The sequence below is a fragment of the Kushneria sp. EE4 genome, from assembly GCF_977968315.1.
In genome coordinates, this window is the sequence record NZ_OZ386212.1 from 3,275,369 (window position 1) to 3,290,082 (window position 14,714).

Here is a 14,714-nt window from a genome sequence, read left to right on the forward strand (position 1 = left end):
CGATGAGAGGCCGATCGGCAAGGGATGCCGATCATGCCACCAGAAACGGTTACCGTGTGTGCAGAGTTGTGCGATGTCTCACCGGGTATCGGGGCGCAACATCAGGTCAGGGCAGGAAAATCCGTTCGGTTCGCCGGGCCTACAGGCCTTCCAGCAGCCGGCCGAGCGAGGTGGCCTTCAACAGCACCCGCAGATGATCGGGCATTTCCTGCCAGGCCAGACGCATCTGCGTCTCGCGCCGGATCAGGCCCGTGTAGTCCTGCTCCAGCTGCTGGCAGGGCGACAGCATGCTCATGAGGGCGTCATGGGTTTTTTCATCCTGTAACACGGCGTCCTGTTCGTTGGCCTGTGCGTAGAAGCGGTCCAGTTTCATGGGGGCAGAAATCCAGAAGAGGTTCCCTGCCTTTATCGGCGCCGCCAAAGCCGGCTTGACCCCTTTGTTACATCAGGTTACCAAAGTCGTAGTCTTTCGTAACCATCGGCCATCAAGGGGCGTAGTGGCGTCTTCAGCGATGAACCGCCGGCGTCAGGTGGCGCTCGATCAGATCCAGCCGCGCCTGCCACGGGTCCTGGCGGGCCACCGGCCCCTGATCCTGAGTGAAATCCATCATCAGGTTCGACAGCGGGGTGTGCACGGGCCAGGTCGGCGCGCCACCGCCGTTGGGGTTGGCGTTGCGGGCGAAATTGACCACGTAACGATGCAGCTGCCAGGCCATGGCCCGGTCGCTGTCATCCAGGTCGTCATAGCGGGTATTCAGCGTGCGAAAGAGATAGGGCAGCTCGCTGGCATGTACCGCGCCCGACCAGCGATCACGCGCCTTGAGTGCCACATGCGAGAAGCGATAGCGCCACACCGGCTCGCCGCTGGTAGCGACTCGATCAGCAATAAAGCGCGCCGGCTCGGTCATCATGCGATCCATGCCGATCTCTCGCCCGACCTGCTGCACGTCATCGCTGCTCTCGGGGTCATACAGCGCGCGGGCCCGGTCGGCGTCCTCGCCGAAGGGTGTGAGCAGCGCGTTCATGCTGTCAGCGGTGGCAAAGCCCAGATCGGCGTCGGTGGTCCCGATCAGCATCGGCACCTGCTGCTGAAAACCTGCCTGATAGATGCCCTCGGGCTCACCGGAAATCAGCTCGCCATCGCGGATCGGGCCGCCGGTAAAGGTAACCGGCTTGTCACGAGAGGCCATGAGACTGCTCATGTTGAGCCCGTCCACGACCTGTTCGGCGGGAAGCGCTCTGAGATCGGCCAGCGCCTCGCGCCCCTGTTTGTTGATACCGTGACGACGAGCGAAGTTCTCCCCGATGGTCTCGGCCGAGGGGTGATCGGGCCGATCGTCGGAAAGGGCCGGCATCGGCCCCATCAGTGCCCGGCCGCCGCCGGACATCACCACGGCGCGCTGAAACAGCCCGCGCGCGGCCGGGGAGCCGGTCAGATCCAGCACCGAGGCGCCGCCGGCGGATTCGCCCATGATCGTGACGTTATCGGCATCGCCGCCGAAGGCCGCGATGTTGCGCTGCACCCACTCAAGGGCGGCCACCTGATCCATGACGCCGTAATTGCCGGTTGCCTGCCCCTGCTGCTCGCGGCTCAGGGCGGGGTGAGCAAAAAAGCCGAAACGGCCCAGTCGGTAATTGAGACTGACCAGAACCACGCCGTCGCGGGCGAAGGCGCTGCCATCATAAACGGGCGTTGAGGTGCCGCCGTTGACGTAGCCGCCGCCGTGGATCCACACCAGCACCGGATGGTTGGTCTGCGAGCGATCCGCTTCGGGGTCGGGAATGGCGTCAGCCGGCGCCCAGACGTTGAGATACAGACAGTCCTCGGCCGGCGTTACGCCCAGCGGCGCGGCATCCCCCGGGTCGGGGCGCTGCATGCAGTCCGGACCGAAGCTGCCAGCCTGGCGCACGCCCGGCCAGGGCGGGACCGGCTGCGGGGGCCGCCAGCGGTTCTCCCCCGTCGGCGGCGCGGCATAGGGGATGCCCTTGAAGGCGGTCACCTCGAGCGCGCTGCTGCCCTGCAGTGCGCCACTGTCGATGTTCACCCGGGTGACGGGCGAATCGAAGGGAGCGTTTTGAGCCGCGGCCCACAGCGGGGCGGCCAGCAGTCCCAGAGTCAGCAGTCCTTTCAGCCAGCGTTGCATGCGCCATTCCGTTGTCTCTTGATCGTACGCTCAGGATAGACCACGCCCGGCCGGTGATCTCGTCAGGTGCGATCATCCGGCCCGGTGTCGGGGGCAGCCACCCAGCGCCCCTCGATCATGTCCAGCCGCTCCCACCAGGGGTCACGCATCACCTGAGGGCCGTCATCCTGGGTGAAATCCACCATTCGTTCCTGCTCGGGGTCGTGCTGCGGCCACTGCGGCATACCCTCGCCGTTGGGGTCACCGGTCAGGGCGAAGTTGACCACGTAGCGGTGAAAGGCGGTGGCCGTGGTGCGGTCGCTGTCATCGATGCCGCTGCCGTAGGCACTCTCCAGTTGATCAAAGAGATAGGGAATGTCGGTGGCATGCGGTGCCCCCGACCAGTCGTCGCGTTTGGGTGCCGCCACGTGGGAGAAGCGATAGCGCCACACCGGCTGGCCCGCCGCAAACATCTCGTCGGCAATAAAGCGTGCCGGTTCGGTCATGGTGCGATCACGACCGATCTCCTTGGCAAGGGTTTTGAGATTGACGCCGCCGCTGGGGTCATAGAGCGCGCGCATGCGATCGGCGTTGTCGCCGAAGGCGTCAAACAGCTCGGTTTTCGAGGCGGCATCAAAGCGGCCCAGGTCCATGCTGGTCGAGCCGATCAGCAGCGGTATCCTTCTTTGCTGCTGCTGTTTGAAGCGGTTCTGGGTCTCGTCGACCAGAAGCCGGCCATCGCGCACCGGCCCGCCGGCGTAGGTGTCGCGCTCGCGGTTGGGGGTATACATCATGCTCATGTTGAGATCCCCGGTGACCGCCTCGGCCGGCAGGGCCCGCAGCGCCTCGCGCGCGCGGTCATCGTCGCCTTCGATGCCGTGGCGGCTGGCAAAGCGCTGACCGAAGGTGTCGGCCGAGGGGTTGTCGGGGGCGTCCTCGTGCAGGTCATGGCGCACGGCGCGCAGCCCGCGACCGCCGCCGGACATCACCACGGCGCGCTGAAAAAGCCCCTCGGTGGCAGGGCTTGCCATCAGATTGAGGATCGAGTTGCCGCCGGCGGATTCGCCCACCAGGGTGATGTCATCGGGGTCGCCGCCGAAGCGGTCAATGTTTTGTTTGACCCATTCAAGCGCGGCCATCTGGTCCATGACGGCGTAGTTGCCCTGCGGGGCGTCGTCGTCCTCATTGTTCAGGGCCGGATGAGAGAAAAAGCCGAAGCGCCCCAGCCGGTAGTTGAAGCTGACATAGACCACGCCGTCGCGGGCAAAGCTCTCACCGTCATAGGCCGGGGAAGAGGCGCCGCCGTTGACGTAGGCGCCGCCGTAGAGCCAGACCACCACCGCCCGGCCGTCACTGTCCGCCCTGTCATCAAAAGTGCCGGTGCGCGCGCCCTCGGGCTGCCAGACGTTGAGATAGAGACAGTCCTCATCGGGGCGCTCATCGCCGGGGGAGGTCGTGCTGGTCAGTGGCTTTTGCATGCAGTCACGGCCAAAGCGTGTGGCGGGTCGCACGCCCGACCAAGGCTTGACCGGCTGCGGCGGACGCCAGCGGTTGGCGCCCACCGGCGGCGCTGCGAAGGGGATGCCGCGATAGACCGAAAAGCCCTGCGCCTGCTCGCCGCGCAGCAGGCCGTTGTCAACGCGTGCGACCGGGGCGTTGTCCGCCGCAGCCCGAATGAGACCGGCCACCTCAAGGGCTATCGATTCATCGACCGGGACCGCCGCGGGTGCCTCCTCAAGCGCGCCGGGGCCTGCTACCTCAAGGGCCACTGACTCATCGACCCGGCCGGCTGGCGGATGGTCATCGGCGGCGGCGACACCGGCCGACAGGCTCAATACCGCCCATGTCATCAGGGTTACGCCCCGTCTGGCTGTCGCTGCCTGCATGCCTTCTCCCTGTCGACCGGTCCCGTCGCCGCCAGCGACTCACCCCGGGTCTGACTACAAACGCGCGCGGTCGTTCGGGAAGATCAGATCAAAAACATGGCGATGCCCAGCACGACGCCGGTGACCAGCATGATGACCGAGGTATAGCCCATGATGTCGCGAATCTGCAGCCCGGCAATGGCCAACAGCGGCAGGGTCCAGAAGGGCTGGACCATGTTGGTCCAGGCATCGCCCCAGGCCACCGCCATGGCAACGCTTGCCATGCTGGCATCAAGCTGCTGAGCCGCATCGATGACGATCGGCCCCTGCATGATCCACTGGCCGCCCCCGGCAGGGATGAAAAAGTTGATCAGCCCGGCGCTCAAAAACGCGTAGAACGGCAGCGTCTCGCTGCTGGCGATCGAGACCAGCGCGCTGCCGATATCGGCGGCCATGCCGGTACCGGCGATCACGCCCATCATGGCGGCATAGAAGGGAAACTGCATGATGATGCCGTAGGCCGTGCGCGACCCGCCGGTGCAAAAGGCGATGTACTCGCGGGCGTGGCGGGAGAACACCAGCCCCAGGGCGAAAAAGCCCAGAATCACCGTATTGATGTTGACCCCACCGCCGGTGACGAAATGATCCAGCAGCCAGAGCAGCGCGATCACGCCGAGTGTCAGCGGGATCAGTCGTGAATACTCAAGGCGCTGCGCCGGGGTCATGCCGGCCCGGTCGGGCATCGGCGCGGCGACCGTGTCATCGCTTTGCTCGCTGTCCGGCAGGCTCACGCGGGGTTCGTCGCCGCGCGGTCGCATCGACACCAGCACCGCCGGCACCACCAGCACCATGGCGGCCAGAATGGCCAGATTGCCGATCGAAAAGACCGTCTGCGACACCGCAATGATGCCCATCTCGGCTTCCAGAAAATGGCCCGGATTGGCGATGACGGTGGGGATCGAGCCGCCATAGCCGCCGTGCCAGACGATAAAGCCCGAGTAGGCCGCCGCCACCACCAGCGGGTAATGCACCCGGCCACGGTGGGCAATGCCCATCTCGCGTGCCACCAGACCGCCGGCCACCAGCCCGAACCCCCAGGAAATCCAGCTGCACAGCATGGCCACAAGCGTGGTGGCAACGATGACCTGCACCTCGGTACGCGGCAGGCGGGTAAAGGCGATCAGCGCGCGTCGCACCGGGCGGGTATGGGCCAGGGCGTAGCCGCTGACCAGCACTAAAATGATCTGGCAGGTAAATTCATAGATGCTGAAAAACCCGTTGCCCCAGTAGTCCAGTACCTGACGGGGGGCGTGGCCGTCGCCCCAAAAAATACCCAGCCCCAGCACCACAAGCGTCAGGAAAAACAAAAAGACAAAGGCGTCGGGCAGGTAGCGTTCGGCAATATGGGTAAAGAGACGACCAATGACACGCATGAAGGATGAGGCTCCCGTAATTGTTGGGCGTACAGTGACTCGCCGGGCATCCGTCATGCACCGGGTGCCCGAACGCTAGACGCCACGGGGCCACAGCTGCACGGGCAGAAGTGCTCATGAACGGCCTGAAACGGCGAACTTCAGCTTGAAACGGGTTTGATTAATCCTTTGAGGCGGCCGGGCATGGCGCCTCTGGCGAGGGTGTGACGCAAGGGTGTTTGCGAACACGGCCCGACGCCTGGGCCGTTGTGATGTTCGCAGGGGAACGCACTCATTAATGCATCGTTGCTGATGCGACGCTTGCCGGGTGTGTCAGTTCGGTTTTTTTGCCCGTGCCGCCGGCTGATAGCCCTCGACCTGCTCGATGCGCTTTTGCACGCTGTCATCGATCAGGGCATCGGGTGGGTAGTGTCGTTCTTGAATGCCCAGCAGCCGCCACAGGAGCGAGGACTTTTGATGCAGTGTGCCTGTCGGGTCGCCGTGAATCCGGGACAGCGGATCGCCTTCCAGCTGCAATCCATGCTCGACCGCGCGCTCCAGCATCCAGCGCAGGGTGATGTCGGAAAGTCCGTGCTCGGAGTTCCCGCCACCCACGTCGCTGTGCCCGCCGGCGAACCAGCGCTGCTCGATGTGCTGCTCGTCTTTGGCCTTGCTCTCGTCCCAGGGCGTGGGGGAAAAGGGTCGGCGCTTTTCATCCAGTGCCAGGGCGTGAAAGGCGTAGCGCACCCCCGGGCTCAGGCGGCGGTTGTGAAACTTGCGCAGCGAGATCAGGCAGCCCAGCGCGCCGACGGTATCCCACACGCCGACCAGCCAGGGCTTGCAGGGGCGGGCGAAGGTATCGCGAAAGCTGCGAAGGGAGGTGGCGTCATCGCCGCGCAGAAAGCGTCGGGTGATCTCCTGAACCATGTTCTCGTGATGCGGATAGAGAATGCCGCAGCGGTCGATCATCGAGGCCAGCGAGCGGGCGGCAAAGGCGCCGCGGCTGAAACCGAACAAAAAGACCCGGTCACCGGGCTCGTATTCGTTCATCAAAAAGCGGTAGGCATCCTCCATGTTCTGCTGGATGCCGTAGCCAAAGGCGGTGCCCAGGGCGCGCCCCAGCGTACGACCCACGCCGAGGCCAAAAAAGGAGGCCGCAAAGGTGCCCACGCCCGGGCTGTAGAAGGCCTTTTGCTGATCGCCGTGGCGCACGACCGATCGAAACAGATGCACTACGTTGGTGTTGACGCGGCTGAACTGCTGATTGGTGCCATCGCAGCACACCACAAGATTCTTGCCCATTGCTGTCGCTCCGCCCTGATAGCGATGTCATGTCGGGCTCTTTAGCGTAGCGTCTGGCCGTTGTCGCGCCAGTCACGCCGGGGATGCCTCAGCTCGGCGGGCGATAGAATTGGAAGCTGCCGGTTTCGGCCGTCTGCACAAAGCTTGAAGCCCAGCTCGGGGTGATGCCGCGATGATGGAAAAACAGCGCCCCGTGCGTGCGATCCACCAGGGTGGCGTTCAGCGCGCGCCGGGCGATCTCGCGAGCCGCGGCGTATTCTCCCAGCTCTCTGGCCTCATCCGGGCGCCCGTCGCACCACCAGGAGAACTGGCAGCTGCCGGTTTCCGGACCCTGCTGGACCACACCGCACAGCGTAGTGGGAAAGCGGCGGCTGCCGAGACGATTCATGATCACGCTGGCCACGGCCTCCATCTCTTCCCGGTCGGTGCCCTTGGCCTCCCAGTAGATGGAGCGGGCCAGACAGCTGACGGCATCATCCAGCGGCGCCTGGCCCTTCGGGTCGATCGCGCGTGTGCCGTCACGGGTGAGGCGAACGTCATCGGGTGGCGGCTGCACGCCGCCCTCGTTGGACGCACTTTGTTCCAGCACCTGCGCCTTTTGCTGCGCGACGGCGCGCTGGGTGGTGTCTGATGCCTGAAGCGTGGGGGCATTCAGACAGACAGCGAGACAGGCGGCGAGGATCAGGGCGTGGCGCATGGCAGCTCTCGTGGCGAAGAAGGTTCTATCCTACGCATCCTTGAAAGCCCCCGGAAACCCTCTTTAAGGCCAGGGCAGGCGCGGCACAGATCGAAAAAGCGCCCGGATGGGCGCTTTGGGGAAGAAAAATTCAGTCGGTTTTCCAGCCCTTTTCAAAGAGCATCTTGCCGGGCCATGTGTAGGCCATCACGCCGCCGTCGGCGAGGATGGTCTCACCGGTGACAAAGGAGCTGTCATCGCTTGCCAGAAACAGCGCCACCTTCGCCATCTCCTCGGGCTTGCCAAGCCGGCCCATCGGGGTGACCCACTTCTGCACCTCGCGAAACTGCCGGCCGCTGTCGTCTTCCGGGCTGCCGGCCAGATCGCTGACCAGCGGCGTCTCGATGGTGCCGGGGGCCAGCGCGTTGACGCGAATGCCGCTGCGGCCGTAGTCGATCGCCATGGTCTTGGTCATGTTGGCCACCCCGCCCTTGGCCGCGTTGTAGCCCGAGCGGTCGAGATCGCCGGCGGAGGCCGACATCGAGGTGGTGTTAATGATCGAGCCGCCGCGCTCCAGCATCAGCGGGATCAGATACTTGCTGACCAGAAAGGTGCCGCGCAGGTCGGTGGCGATGATGCGATCGAAAAGCTCGGTGGGGTATTCATGCAGCTTGCCGCCTTCCTGATCGACGCCGGCGTTGTTGAACAAAATATCCAGCCGACCATGATCGGTTTTGACCTGCTCGGCAAAGCGCTTCACGGCTTCTTCGCTGGCCACGTCCAGGGTGTGGCCCTCGGCCCGGTGGCCGGCATCGACAATGGCGCTGACCGTGCGCATCACTTCCTGCTCGTTGACGTCGGCGCAGATAACGGTGGCGCCTTCCTCGGCAAACGTCTTCGCCGTGGCGGCACCGATGCCGGTGGCCGCGCCGGTGACCACGGCAATGCGTTGATCGATTCTGCCCATGATGAACTCCCTTTGACTGGCAGGAAACGTCATGTCCATGACGCCTCAAAGGGCCCTCAATAAAGCAGTTGCCCGGCCCCTTTGCCAGTCAGGGGCTTGAGGCGTCGTGTCGCAGGCCGCCGCCTCGATTCGATGGCGGCACTATCCGGCGCGCCACTCGGCCCCGGTCAGCTCACACGAGACCTGCCAGAGGCGCTCGCCCTGGACCGAATCACGCGCCGCGCTGGAAAGCCGGGCCCGTTTCGGGGCGCCGCGCGTCTCGCCGGCGCCGTCGGGGCCGAAATAGTCGCCCGGGCGAATGTCGCTGGCGGTGGCAGCGTGGATCGTGGGGCGGGCGCCCTCGGTGGCGTTCTGGCTCAAAAGCGGCATGGCCAGGCGAAAGAGCGTGCCCACCAGCGGGCGGCTTTTCACGCCGTGATCAAACAGCGCCGTTCGCGACAGCCCCGGATGCGCCGCCAGGCTGTCCAGCCCCCACAGCTCCCGGTTGCTGTGGCGCTGCAGGGTCTGGCTGAACATCAGCATGGCCAGCTTGGACTGGCGATAGGCGCGCCACGGGTCGTAATCATTGGCGCCCTGCAGGTCATCGAAATCGATGCGCCCGCCCCGGTGGGCCAGACTTGATAGCTGCACCACCCGCGGTGAGGCGGCGTGCATCAGCTGCGGCAGCAAAAGGCTTGTCAGCAGAAAATGGCCCAGATAGTTGACGCCGAACTGACGCTCGAAGCCCTCTTCTGTCAGCTCGCGCTCAGGCAGCGCCATGACGCCGGCGTTGTTGATCAAAAGATCCAGCGAGGCTTCGCGGGCCTGCACGCGGTCGGCAAATTCACGCACCGAGCTCAGTCGATCAAGATCAAGCAGCTCAAGGCACACATCGGCCTTGGGCGATTCCGCGCGCAGCGCCTCGACCGCGGCGTGGCCCTTGTCCTCGTTGCGCGCGGCCACGATGACGCGGTAGTGCTGATGCATCAAGGCGCGCGCCGTTTCAAACCCCAGCCCCGCATTGGCGCCGGTTACCACGGCCAGCGGCCGTCTATCCGCGCGTTCAGTCATGGCAATGCTCCGCAGTGGATGAACCGATCACGCGATCAGGCCGGGTCCGTCTCGCTGATGGTCTGGATCACCTCAAAGCCTTCGAACTTCGGCGGCCCCAGATAGAGCCCCTCGCGGCGGCTCTGGCCGGCATTGGCATGCGCGGCGCGAAAGGCCTCGGAGTGGGTCCAGGCGTCGAAATCCTCGCGTGAGCGCCAGATCGTGTGCGAGGCGTAGAGCACGTGATCCTCTTCTGCCGGGCCGCGCAGCATATGAAACTCGACGAAGCCGGGCAGGCCCTTGAGATGGCTTTCACGCTCAAGCCACAGCGTTTCGAACTCTTCCACACGTTCGGGATTGACCCGAAAACGGTTCATGGCAATAAACACCGGACACGCTCCTGTACATCGTCAATACGCCGGGCGCACCGCGCGCCCGCCGGTCATTTTCAACCATCGGGCGCACCGCGCGCCCGCTCATGGCAAGACGATGGCACCTTGCAGGCATCGGGGCAAGATGCGCATCGCTTATGGCGTATCGGCGGCGACGGGGTCGAGCAGGGCGTGACAGGTCTCACCCGCTGGAAGCCTCTGCTTGCCCTGATCGGTGAACAGCCAGGCGTCATGCTCGCCCGGCAGGTCGAAACGATCGCCTTCCCGCCGCAGGGCCGCGCCTTCCGGCAGGGCCACCACCTGCATCGAGGCATTGAGCGCCAGATACTCCGTCAGACGCTCTTCGCGGCTTTCACCGTGATGCCCGGCGCTTTTGCCGGCAATAAAGTGCGGATTGATCTGAAAGGGCACCAGCGCAAGCGTGCGAAAGCTCGGCGGCTCGATGATGGGCATGTCATTGGTGGTGCACAGGGTGGGACCTGCGATGTTGGCACCGGCACTCCAGCCGATATAGGGCAGCCCTTCAAGTACGCGCTCGCGGATGATCTCCATCACACCAGCCTCGTACAGCCGGCTGACCAGCGCAAAGGTATTGCCGCCGCCGACGATGAGCGCCTGGGCGCTGCGCACCGCCGCCACAGGGTCATCGCTGTTGTGAAGGCTTTCAAGGGGGATGCCCGTGGGCTCGAGCGCTCGACGAACGTTATCGAGATAGACATCAAAGCCGCGGCTGACGCTGGCATGTGGGATAAACAGCGCCCGCGTGATCGGCACGGGGTGCGCGCTCAGGAAATCGTCGATCAGGGGGCGGGTATATTCCAGATAGCCGGTGTCACCGGACATGGCGCTGCTGAAGTCGCGACATGTCGTTCTCCTGTAATGACACCATCAATGTAGCCGCCCGTCAGGATCGAGAGGCGTCTACGGCCAGGGCATCGACGCGCGCGCGATACAGCTGCTCATCCAGCACCGCTTCGTGAGTGGCATCACTTACATCGTGTCGCTGCTCCGGATAGAGCCCCAGCCGCTCGAACAGACGCCGGTCGTGGTCGGCCTGCGGGTTCTGCGCCGTCAACAGCCGCTCGCCGTAAAAGATCGAGTTGGCGCCGGCGAAAAAGGCCAGTGCCTGGGTCTCGTCGCTCATCAGCTCGCGCCCGGCCGCCAGGCGCACGTGAGAGGCGGGCATCACGATACGGGCAACGGCGATGGTGCGGACGAACTCGATCGGGTCGAGATCCTCGACGTGCGCAAGCGGGGTGCCTTCGATGCGGATCAGCATGTTGATCGGCACACTCTCCGGATGGGTGGGCAGGTTGGCCAGCTGCTGCAAGAGGCCGGCGCGATCACTCACGCTCTCGCCCATGCCCAGAATGCCGCCGGAGCAGATCTTCATGCCGGCCTGGCGGACGTGATCCAGCGTTTCAAGCCGTTCGGCATAGGTGCGGGTCGTGATGATCTCGCCGTAGTACTCCGGTGAGGTGTCCAGGTTGTGGTTGTAGTAATCAAGCCCGGCGCCCTCCAGCGCCTGCGCCTGATCACGGCTCAGCATGCCCAGCGTCATGCAGGTTTCCAGCCCCATGGCGCGTACGCCGCGCACCATCTCCAGCACGTACGGCATGTCCCTGGCGCGCGGGTTCTTCCACGCCGCCCCCATGCAGAAGCGACTGGCCCCCACGGCCTTCGCCCGACGCGCTTCTTCCAGCACGGCCTCGACCTGCATCAGTTTTTCGCGCGCAAGGCCGGTGTTGTAGTGCCCGGACTGCGGGCAGTACTTGCAGTCCTCCGGGCAGGCCCCGGTCTTGATCGACAAAAGCGTCGAGATCTGCACGGCATTGGGATCGAAGTGCTTTTGATGCACGCCCTGCGCCCGGAACAGCAGCTCGTTGAAGGGCAGGGTGAGCAGCGCCTCGATCTCGTGGCGCTGCCAGTCGTGTCGATATTGCTCGGGGCGGGGAGAGCCGTGATCAGGGGTGGGCATGGCGTTGTTAACCTGAAGTATTTTTAAAGGTGACGAATACCTTGCCAGCCCCGTTGGTCAACTTCAAATATTTGAAAGGTTAACGATAAAGCCTGTCAGGTGCGTCGATCAGGCAAAGCGAGCCAATGAGAACAATTTTCGAGTGTAAAAAAGAATAGTTTTTATCTGCATTGACTTTGCAACGGCTGTTTCATCAAAATCCCGGAGCCATAACACCGATAAACGGCGCGCCAGACGCGCCAGCAAGGGACATCATGAAAAAGCCATCCTGTCGTGGGCGGGCGCTGGACGCTCGGCACTCACGCCATCGCGGCATTGCCGGCCGCCGCGTTCTGACACTTGTCACTACCGGTGCTTGTCTAGTCACGCCCATCATCGCCCAGGCCGATGACATCGATACCCTCACCGTCACGGCCACCAATCTTTACGACAACGTCGGTTACACCCGTCACGTGACCAGTGCCGGCACGCGCATGAATCTGGCGCCGAAGGAGATCCCGCAGACGGTCAGCATCATGACCGAGCAGCGCCTTCGGGATCAGAATCTCGAGACGATCGAAGATGCGCTGGTCAACACGACCGGCGTTTCGGCCCGGCGTATCGACAGCGACCGGGTCCGCTTTTCCGCCCGCGGTTTTGATATCAACAGCTATCAGTACGACGGCATCCCGACGCTGAATACAGACAGCCGCTGGTATTTCGGCGAGGGGGCGCAGAACACGGCGATCTACGACCGAATTGAAGTGGTCAAGGGCGCCAATGGTTTGATGACCGGTGCCGGTAACCCGGGCGCCTCGGTCAACTTCGTGCGCAAGCACGCCGACAGCCGCGAACTGATGGGCTCCGTGTCCGGCACGCTGGGCAGCCGGGACAAGCAGCGCGGCGTGGTGGATGTCACCACGCCGCTGACCGAATCCGGCGACGTTCGCGCCCGCTTTATCGGTGGCTATGAGGACGGCGACGGCTCCCTGGATCGCTACGGCAGTCGCAAGAAGTTCGGCTACGGCATTATCGATGCCGATGTCACCGAGAACACCACCGTCTCGGTCGGTTACGACTACCAGAACACGCACACCAGCTCGCCCACCTGGGGCGGCTTCCCGCTGTGGTACAGCGACGGCGGGCGCACCAACTACACCCGCTCGTTCAGCGTGGCGCCGGACTGGTCCTATTACGACTTCGAGTCGGAGAAGGTCTTTGCCGGGCTGGAGCATCGCTTTGCCAATGACTGGACACTGCACGGCAACGCCACGCACGAAAAGACCGAGATGGATGGCAAGCTGGCTTATCCTTCCGGGTTTCCCGACCGTGAAACCGGACAGGGCACCCTGTTCTATACCGGCTGGAACAAGGGCAAGCGGAAAGTCGATTCGGTCGATGTCTACGCCAACGGCCCCTTTGAGCTGATGGGGCGCCAGCATGAGCTGGTTGTCGGCGGCAGCTACGCGGACCAGAGCAACGAGTACGAGAACCGCTTCATCGATGGCTTCCCCGTCAACGACCTCGACAACTGGAACGGCTCAGCGCCCAACACGGGCTGGGGAAGTTTCTCGCCCTCCGAGCGGGCCAGCACCCAGCAGAAATCCGTCTATACCGCGGCCAGGTTCTCGCTGACGGATCCGCTGACGCTGATCGTCGGCGCGCGCTATACCGACTGGCACAGCAGAACCTGGGCGAGCACGCTGGGCAACGACTCGCAGAGCGAAAGCGATGTCACCCCCTATGGTGGCCTGATCTACGACCTCAACGATGTGTGGTCGGTCTACGCCAGCTATACCGAAATCTTCCAGCCGCAAAGCTATCGCCTGGAAGGCGCCAACGGCTATCTCGACCCGCTCAAGGGCAAGAACTACGAAACCGGCGTCAAGGCGGCCTGGTTTGACGGTCTGCTCAACGCCTCCTTCTCGGTGTTCCGACTCGAGCAGGACAACGTGGCCGATGTGGTCAGCACGCCCGGTTCCCTGATCAGCACCGCAACGCCGGTCAGTGACGTGGTCAGCGAAGGGTTCGAGGCCGAAGTGACCGGTGCGGTCACCGACAATCTCGACATGACCGCCGGTTTGACGCACTACACGGCGACCTCGGCGCAGGGCGATTTCAATTCCGACCGGCCACGCACCCAGGCGAATCTGTTTGCCAGCTACCGCGTCCCGCAGTGGGAGCCGCTGACCGTGGGCGGCGGGTTCAACTGGCAGAGTCACACTTTCGAGCGTGATGTGGCCGGGCCGCAGGGCGATGAGAAGGTCGAGCAGGGCAGCTACACGCTGGTCAACCTCTTCGGGCGCTACGCCTTCACGCCGGATCTCTCGCTGCAGGTCAACGTGCGTAACCTCTTCGACAAGAAGTACTACAGCTACCTCGACGGTTACGGTGTCTACGGCGAGCCGATGAACATTACCTCTACGCTGACGTACTCGTTCTAGTCTTTGAGAAAAAAGCGCGGCCGACAGCCCTGTCGGCCGCTTTATTCGAATCAATTCATGTTGCCGTGCGACACTCGGGGCCACCGTCATATTCGTGGAGCCTCGGGATGCCCACTGGTTCGCTCGCCACCCTCGTTCGCTTTACTTATCCCTTTGAGGCCCATTTGTTCAAGGGTCTGCTTGAATCGCGTGGTCTTGCAGCCTTCATTGCCGATGAGCACCTGATCACGATGCAGTGGATGTGGGAGATCGCACTTGGTGGGGTGAAGGTGCAGATCATGCCGAATGATCTTGATGCGGCATGCGAGGTGCTCACCGATTATCAGGCGCATCGGCTGGCTGAATCCGCCACTCAAGCGGAGGGTCCGCCGCCGCGCAGCGCGGTGCGCTTTTACGGCTGGCGGGTGTTGGTGACTGCCTGCTGGGCGGTGACCGGCGTGGTGTTTCCAGTGCCGTCATCGAAGGTCAGAACATGACGGCCCTTTTATCTCCTGTAGCGTGAAGCCGATGATTTATGGCTTATATATCTCGAAGATCGACACAGGAG

At 63.8% G+C, this 14,714-nt stretch carries 13 protein-coding genes; 2 read left to right on the plus strand and 11 right to left on the minus strand.

From position 1 onward, the window contains the following. Positions 1 to 139: 139 nt before the first annotated feature. The 11 genes from ACXMYO_RS14825 to bioB all read right to left on the minus strand — a co-directional run bounded on the left by ACXMYO_RS14825 (position 140) and on the right by bioB (position 11,744). Positions 140 to 373: a hypothetical protein gene (locus ACXMYO_RS14825; protein ID WP_457809282.1), complete on the minus strand. Its 234-nt coding sequence runs from the start codon at positions 371 to 373 to the stop codon at positions 140 to 142. A 133-nt stretch (positions 374 to 506) separates the two neighbouring features. Continuing rightward, positions 507 to 2,144, minus strand: coding sequence for a carboxylesterase/lipase family protein (locus ACXMYO_RS14830; protein ID WP_457809283.1), 1,638 nt, complete (start codon positions 2,142 to 2,144; stop codon positions 507 to 509). Positions 2,145 to 2,206: 62 nt separating this feature from the next. After that, a complete protein-coding gene (locus tag ACXMYO_RS14835; RefSeq protein ID WP_457809284.1) occupies positions 2,207 to 4,009 on the minus strand; it encodes a carboxylesterase/lipase family protein in 1,803 nt (600 codons plus the stop codon). An 83-nt stretch (positions 4,010 to 4,092) separates the two neighbouring features. Next, a complete protein-coding gene (locus tag ACXMYO_RS14840) occupies positions 4,093 to 5,421 on the minus strand; it encodes a TIGR00366 family protein (protein ID WP_438765693.1) in 1,329 nt (442 codons plus the stop codon). 312 nt (positions 5,422 to 5,733) lie between these two features. Next, positions 5,734 to 6,702, minus strand: coding sequence for a DUF2235 domain-containing protein (locus tag ACXMYO_RS14845; RefSeq protein ID WP_457809285.1), 969 nt, complete (start codon positions 6,700 to 6,702; stop codon positions 5,734 to 5,736). Positions 6,703 to 6,790: 88 nt separating this feature from the next. Then, on the minus strand, positions 6,791 to 7,399 hold the full coding sequence (locus ACXMYO_RS14850) for a cell wall hydrolase (protein ID WP_457809286.1): 609 nt from the start codon (positions 7,397 to 7,399) through the stop codon (positions 6,791 to 6,793). 130 nt (positions 7,400 to 7,529) lie between these two features. Next, a complete protein-coding gene (locus ACXMYO_RS14855; protein ID WP_457809287.1) occupies positions 7,530 to 8,345 on the minus strand; it encodes an SDR family oxidoreductase in 816 nt (271 codons plus the stop codon). A 141-nt stretch (positions 8,346 to 8,486) separates the two neighbouring features. Continuing rightward, positions 8,487 to 9,395 carry an oxidoreductase gene (locus tag ACXMYO_RS14860; protein ID WP_438765697.1) on the minus strand — a complete coding sequence of 303 codons (909 nt, stop codon included), beginning with the start codon at positions 9,393 to 9,395 and terminating at the stop codon, positions 8,487 to 8,489. Positions 9,396 to 9,430: 35 nt separating this feature from the next. Beyond that, entirely contained in the window at positions 9,431 to 9,763 is a 333-nt protein-coding gene (locus ACXMYO_RS14865; RefSeq protein WP_457809288.1) for an antibiotic biosynthesis monooxygenase family protein, read from the minus strand. A 138-nt stretch (positions 9,764 to 9,901) separates the two neighbouring features. Beyond that, positions 9,902 to 10,609, minus strand: a complete 708-nt coding sequence (gene pepE / locus ACXMYO_RS14870; protein WP_457809289.1) for a dipeptidase PepE — start codon at positions 10,607 to 10,609, stop codon at positions 9,902 to 9,904. A 61-nt stretch (positions 10,610 to 10,670) separates the two neighbouring features. Beyond that, a complete protein-coding gene (bioB, locus tag ACXMYO_RS14875) occupies positions 10,671 to 11,744 on the minus strand; it encodes a biotin synthase BioB (RefSeq protein ID WP_457809290.1) in 1,074 nt (357 codons plus the stop codon). Between the two features lie 254 nt (positions 11,745 to 11,998). Between bioB and fhuE the strand changes: the two genes are divergently transcribed. Further along, on the plus strand, positions 11,999 to 14,167 hold the full coding sequence (fhuE, locus tag ACXMYO_RS14880; RefSeq protein ID WP_457809291.1) for a ferric-rhodotorulic acid/ferric-coprogen receptor FhuE: 2,169 nt from the start codon (positions 11,999 to 12,001) through the stop codon (positions 14,165 to 14,167). A gap of 107 nt (positions 14,168 to 14,274) precedes the next feature. Then, a complete protein-coding gene (locus ACXMYO_RS14885; protein ID WP_457809292.1) occupies positions 14,275 to 14,643 on the plus strand; it encodes a putative signal transducing protein in 369 nt (122 codons plus the stop codon). Positions 14,644 to 14,714: the final 71 nt, after the last annotated feature.

Bases quoted from the DNA above. Each gene is read 5' to 3' on its own strand.
- ACXMYO_RS14840 (WP_438765693.1), bottom strand. From the start codon at position 5,421: ATGCGTGTCATTGGTCGTCTCTTTACCCATATTGCCGAACGCTACCTG.
- pepE (WP_457809289.1), bottom strand. From the start codon at position 10,609: ATGTCCGGTGACACCGGCTATCTGGAATATACCCGCCCCCTGATCGAC.
- ACXMYO_RS14860 (WP_438765697.1), bottom strand. From the start codon at position 9,395: ATGACTGAACGCGCGGATAGACGGCCGCTGGCCGTGGTAACCGGCGCC.
- fhuE (WP_457809291.1), top strand. From the start codon at position 11,999: ATGAAAAAGCCATCCTGTCGTGGGCGGGCGCTGGACGCTCGGCACTCA.
- ACXMYO_RS14855 (WP_457809287.1), bottom strand. From the start codon at position 8,345: ATGGGCAGAATCGATCAACGCATTGCCGTGGTCACCGGCGCGGCCACC.
- ACXMYO_RS14885 (WP_457809292.1), top strand. From the start codon at position 14,275: ATGCCCACTGGTTCGCTCGCCACCCTCGTTCGCTTTACTTATCCCTTT.
- bioB (WP_457809290.1), bottom strand. From the start codon at position 11,744: ATGCCCACCCCTGATCACGGCTCTCCCCGCCCCGAGCAATATCGACAC.
- ACXMYO_RS14830 (WP_457809283.1), bottom strand. From the start codon at position 2,144: ATGCAACGCTGGCTGAAAGGACTGCTGACTCTGGGACTGCTGGCCGCC.
- ACXMYO_RS14845 (WP_457809285.1), bottom strand. From the start codon at position 6,702: ATGGGCAAGAATCTTGTGGTGTGCTGCGATGGCACCAATCAGCAGTTC.
- ACXMYO_RS14835 (WP_457809284.1), bottom strand. From the start codon at position 4,009: ATGCAGGCAGCGACAGCCAGACGGGGCGTAACCCTGATGACATGGGCG.
- ACXMYO_RS14825 (WP_457809282.1), bottom strand. From the start codon at position 373: ATGAAACTGGACCGCTTCTACGCACAGGCCAACGAACAGGACGCCGTG.
- ACXMYO_RS14850 (WP_457809286.1), bottom strand. From the start codon at position 7,399: ATGCGCCACGCCCTGATCCTCGCCGCCTGTCTCGCTGTCTGTCTGAAT.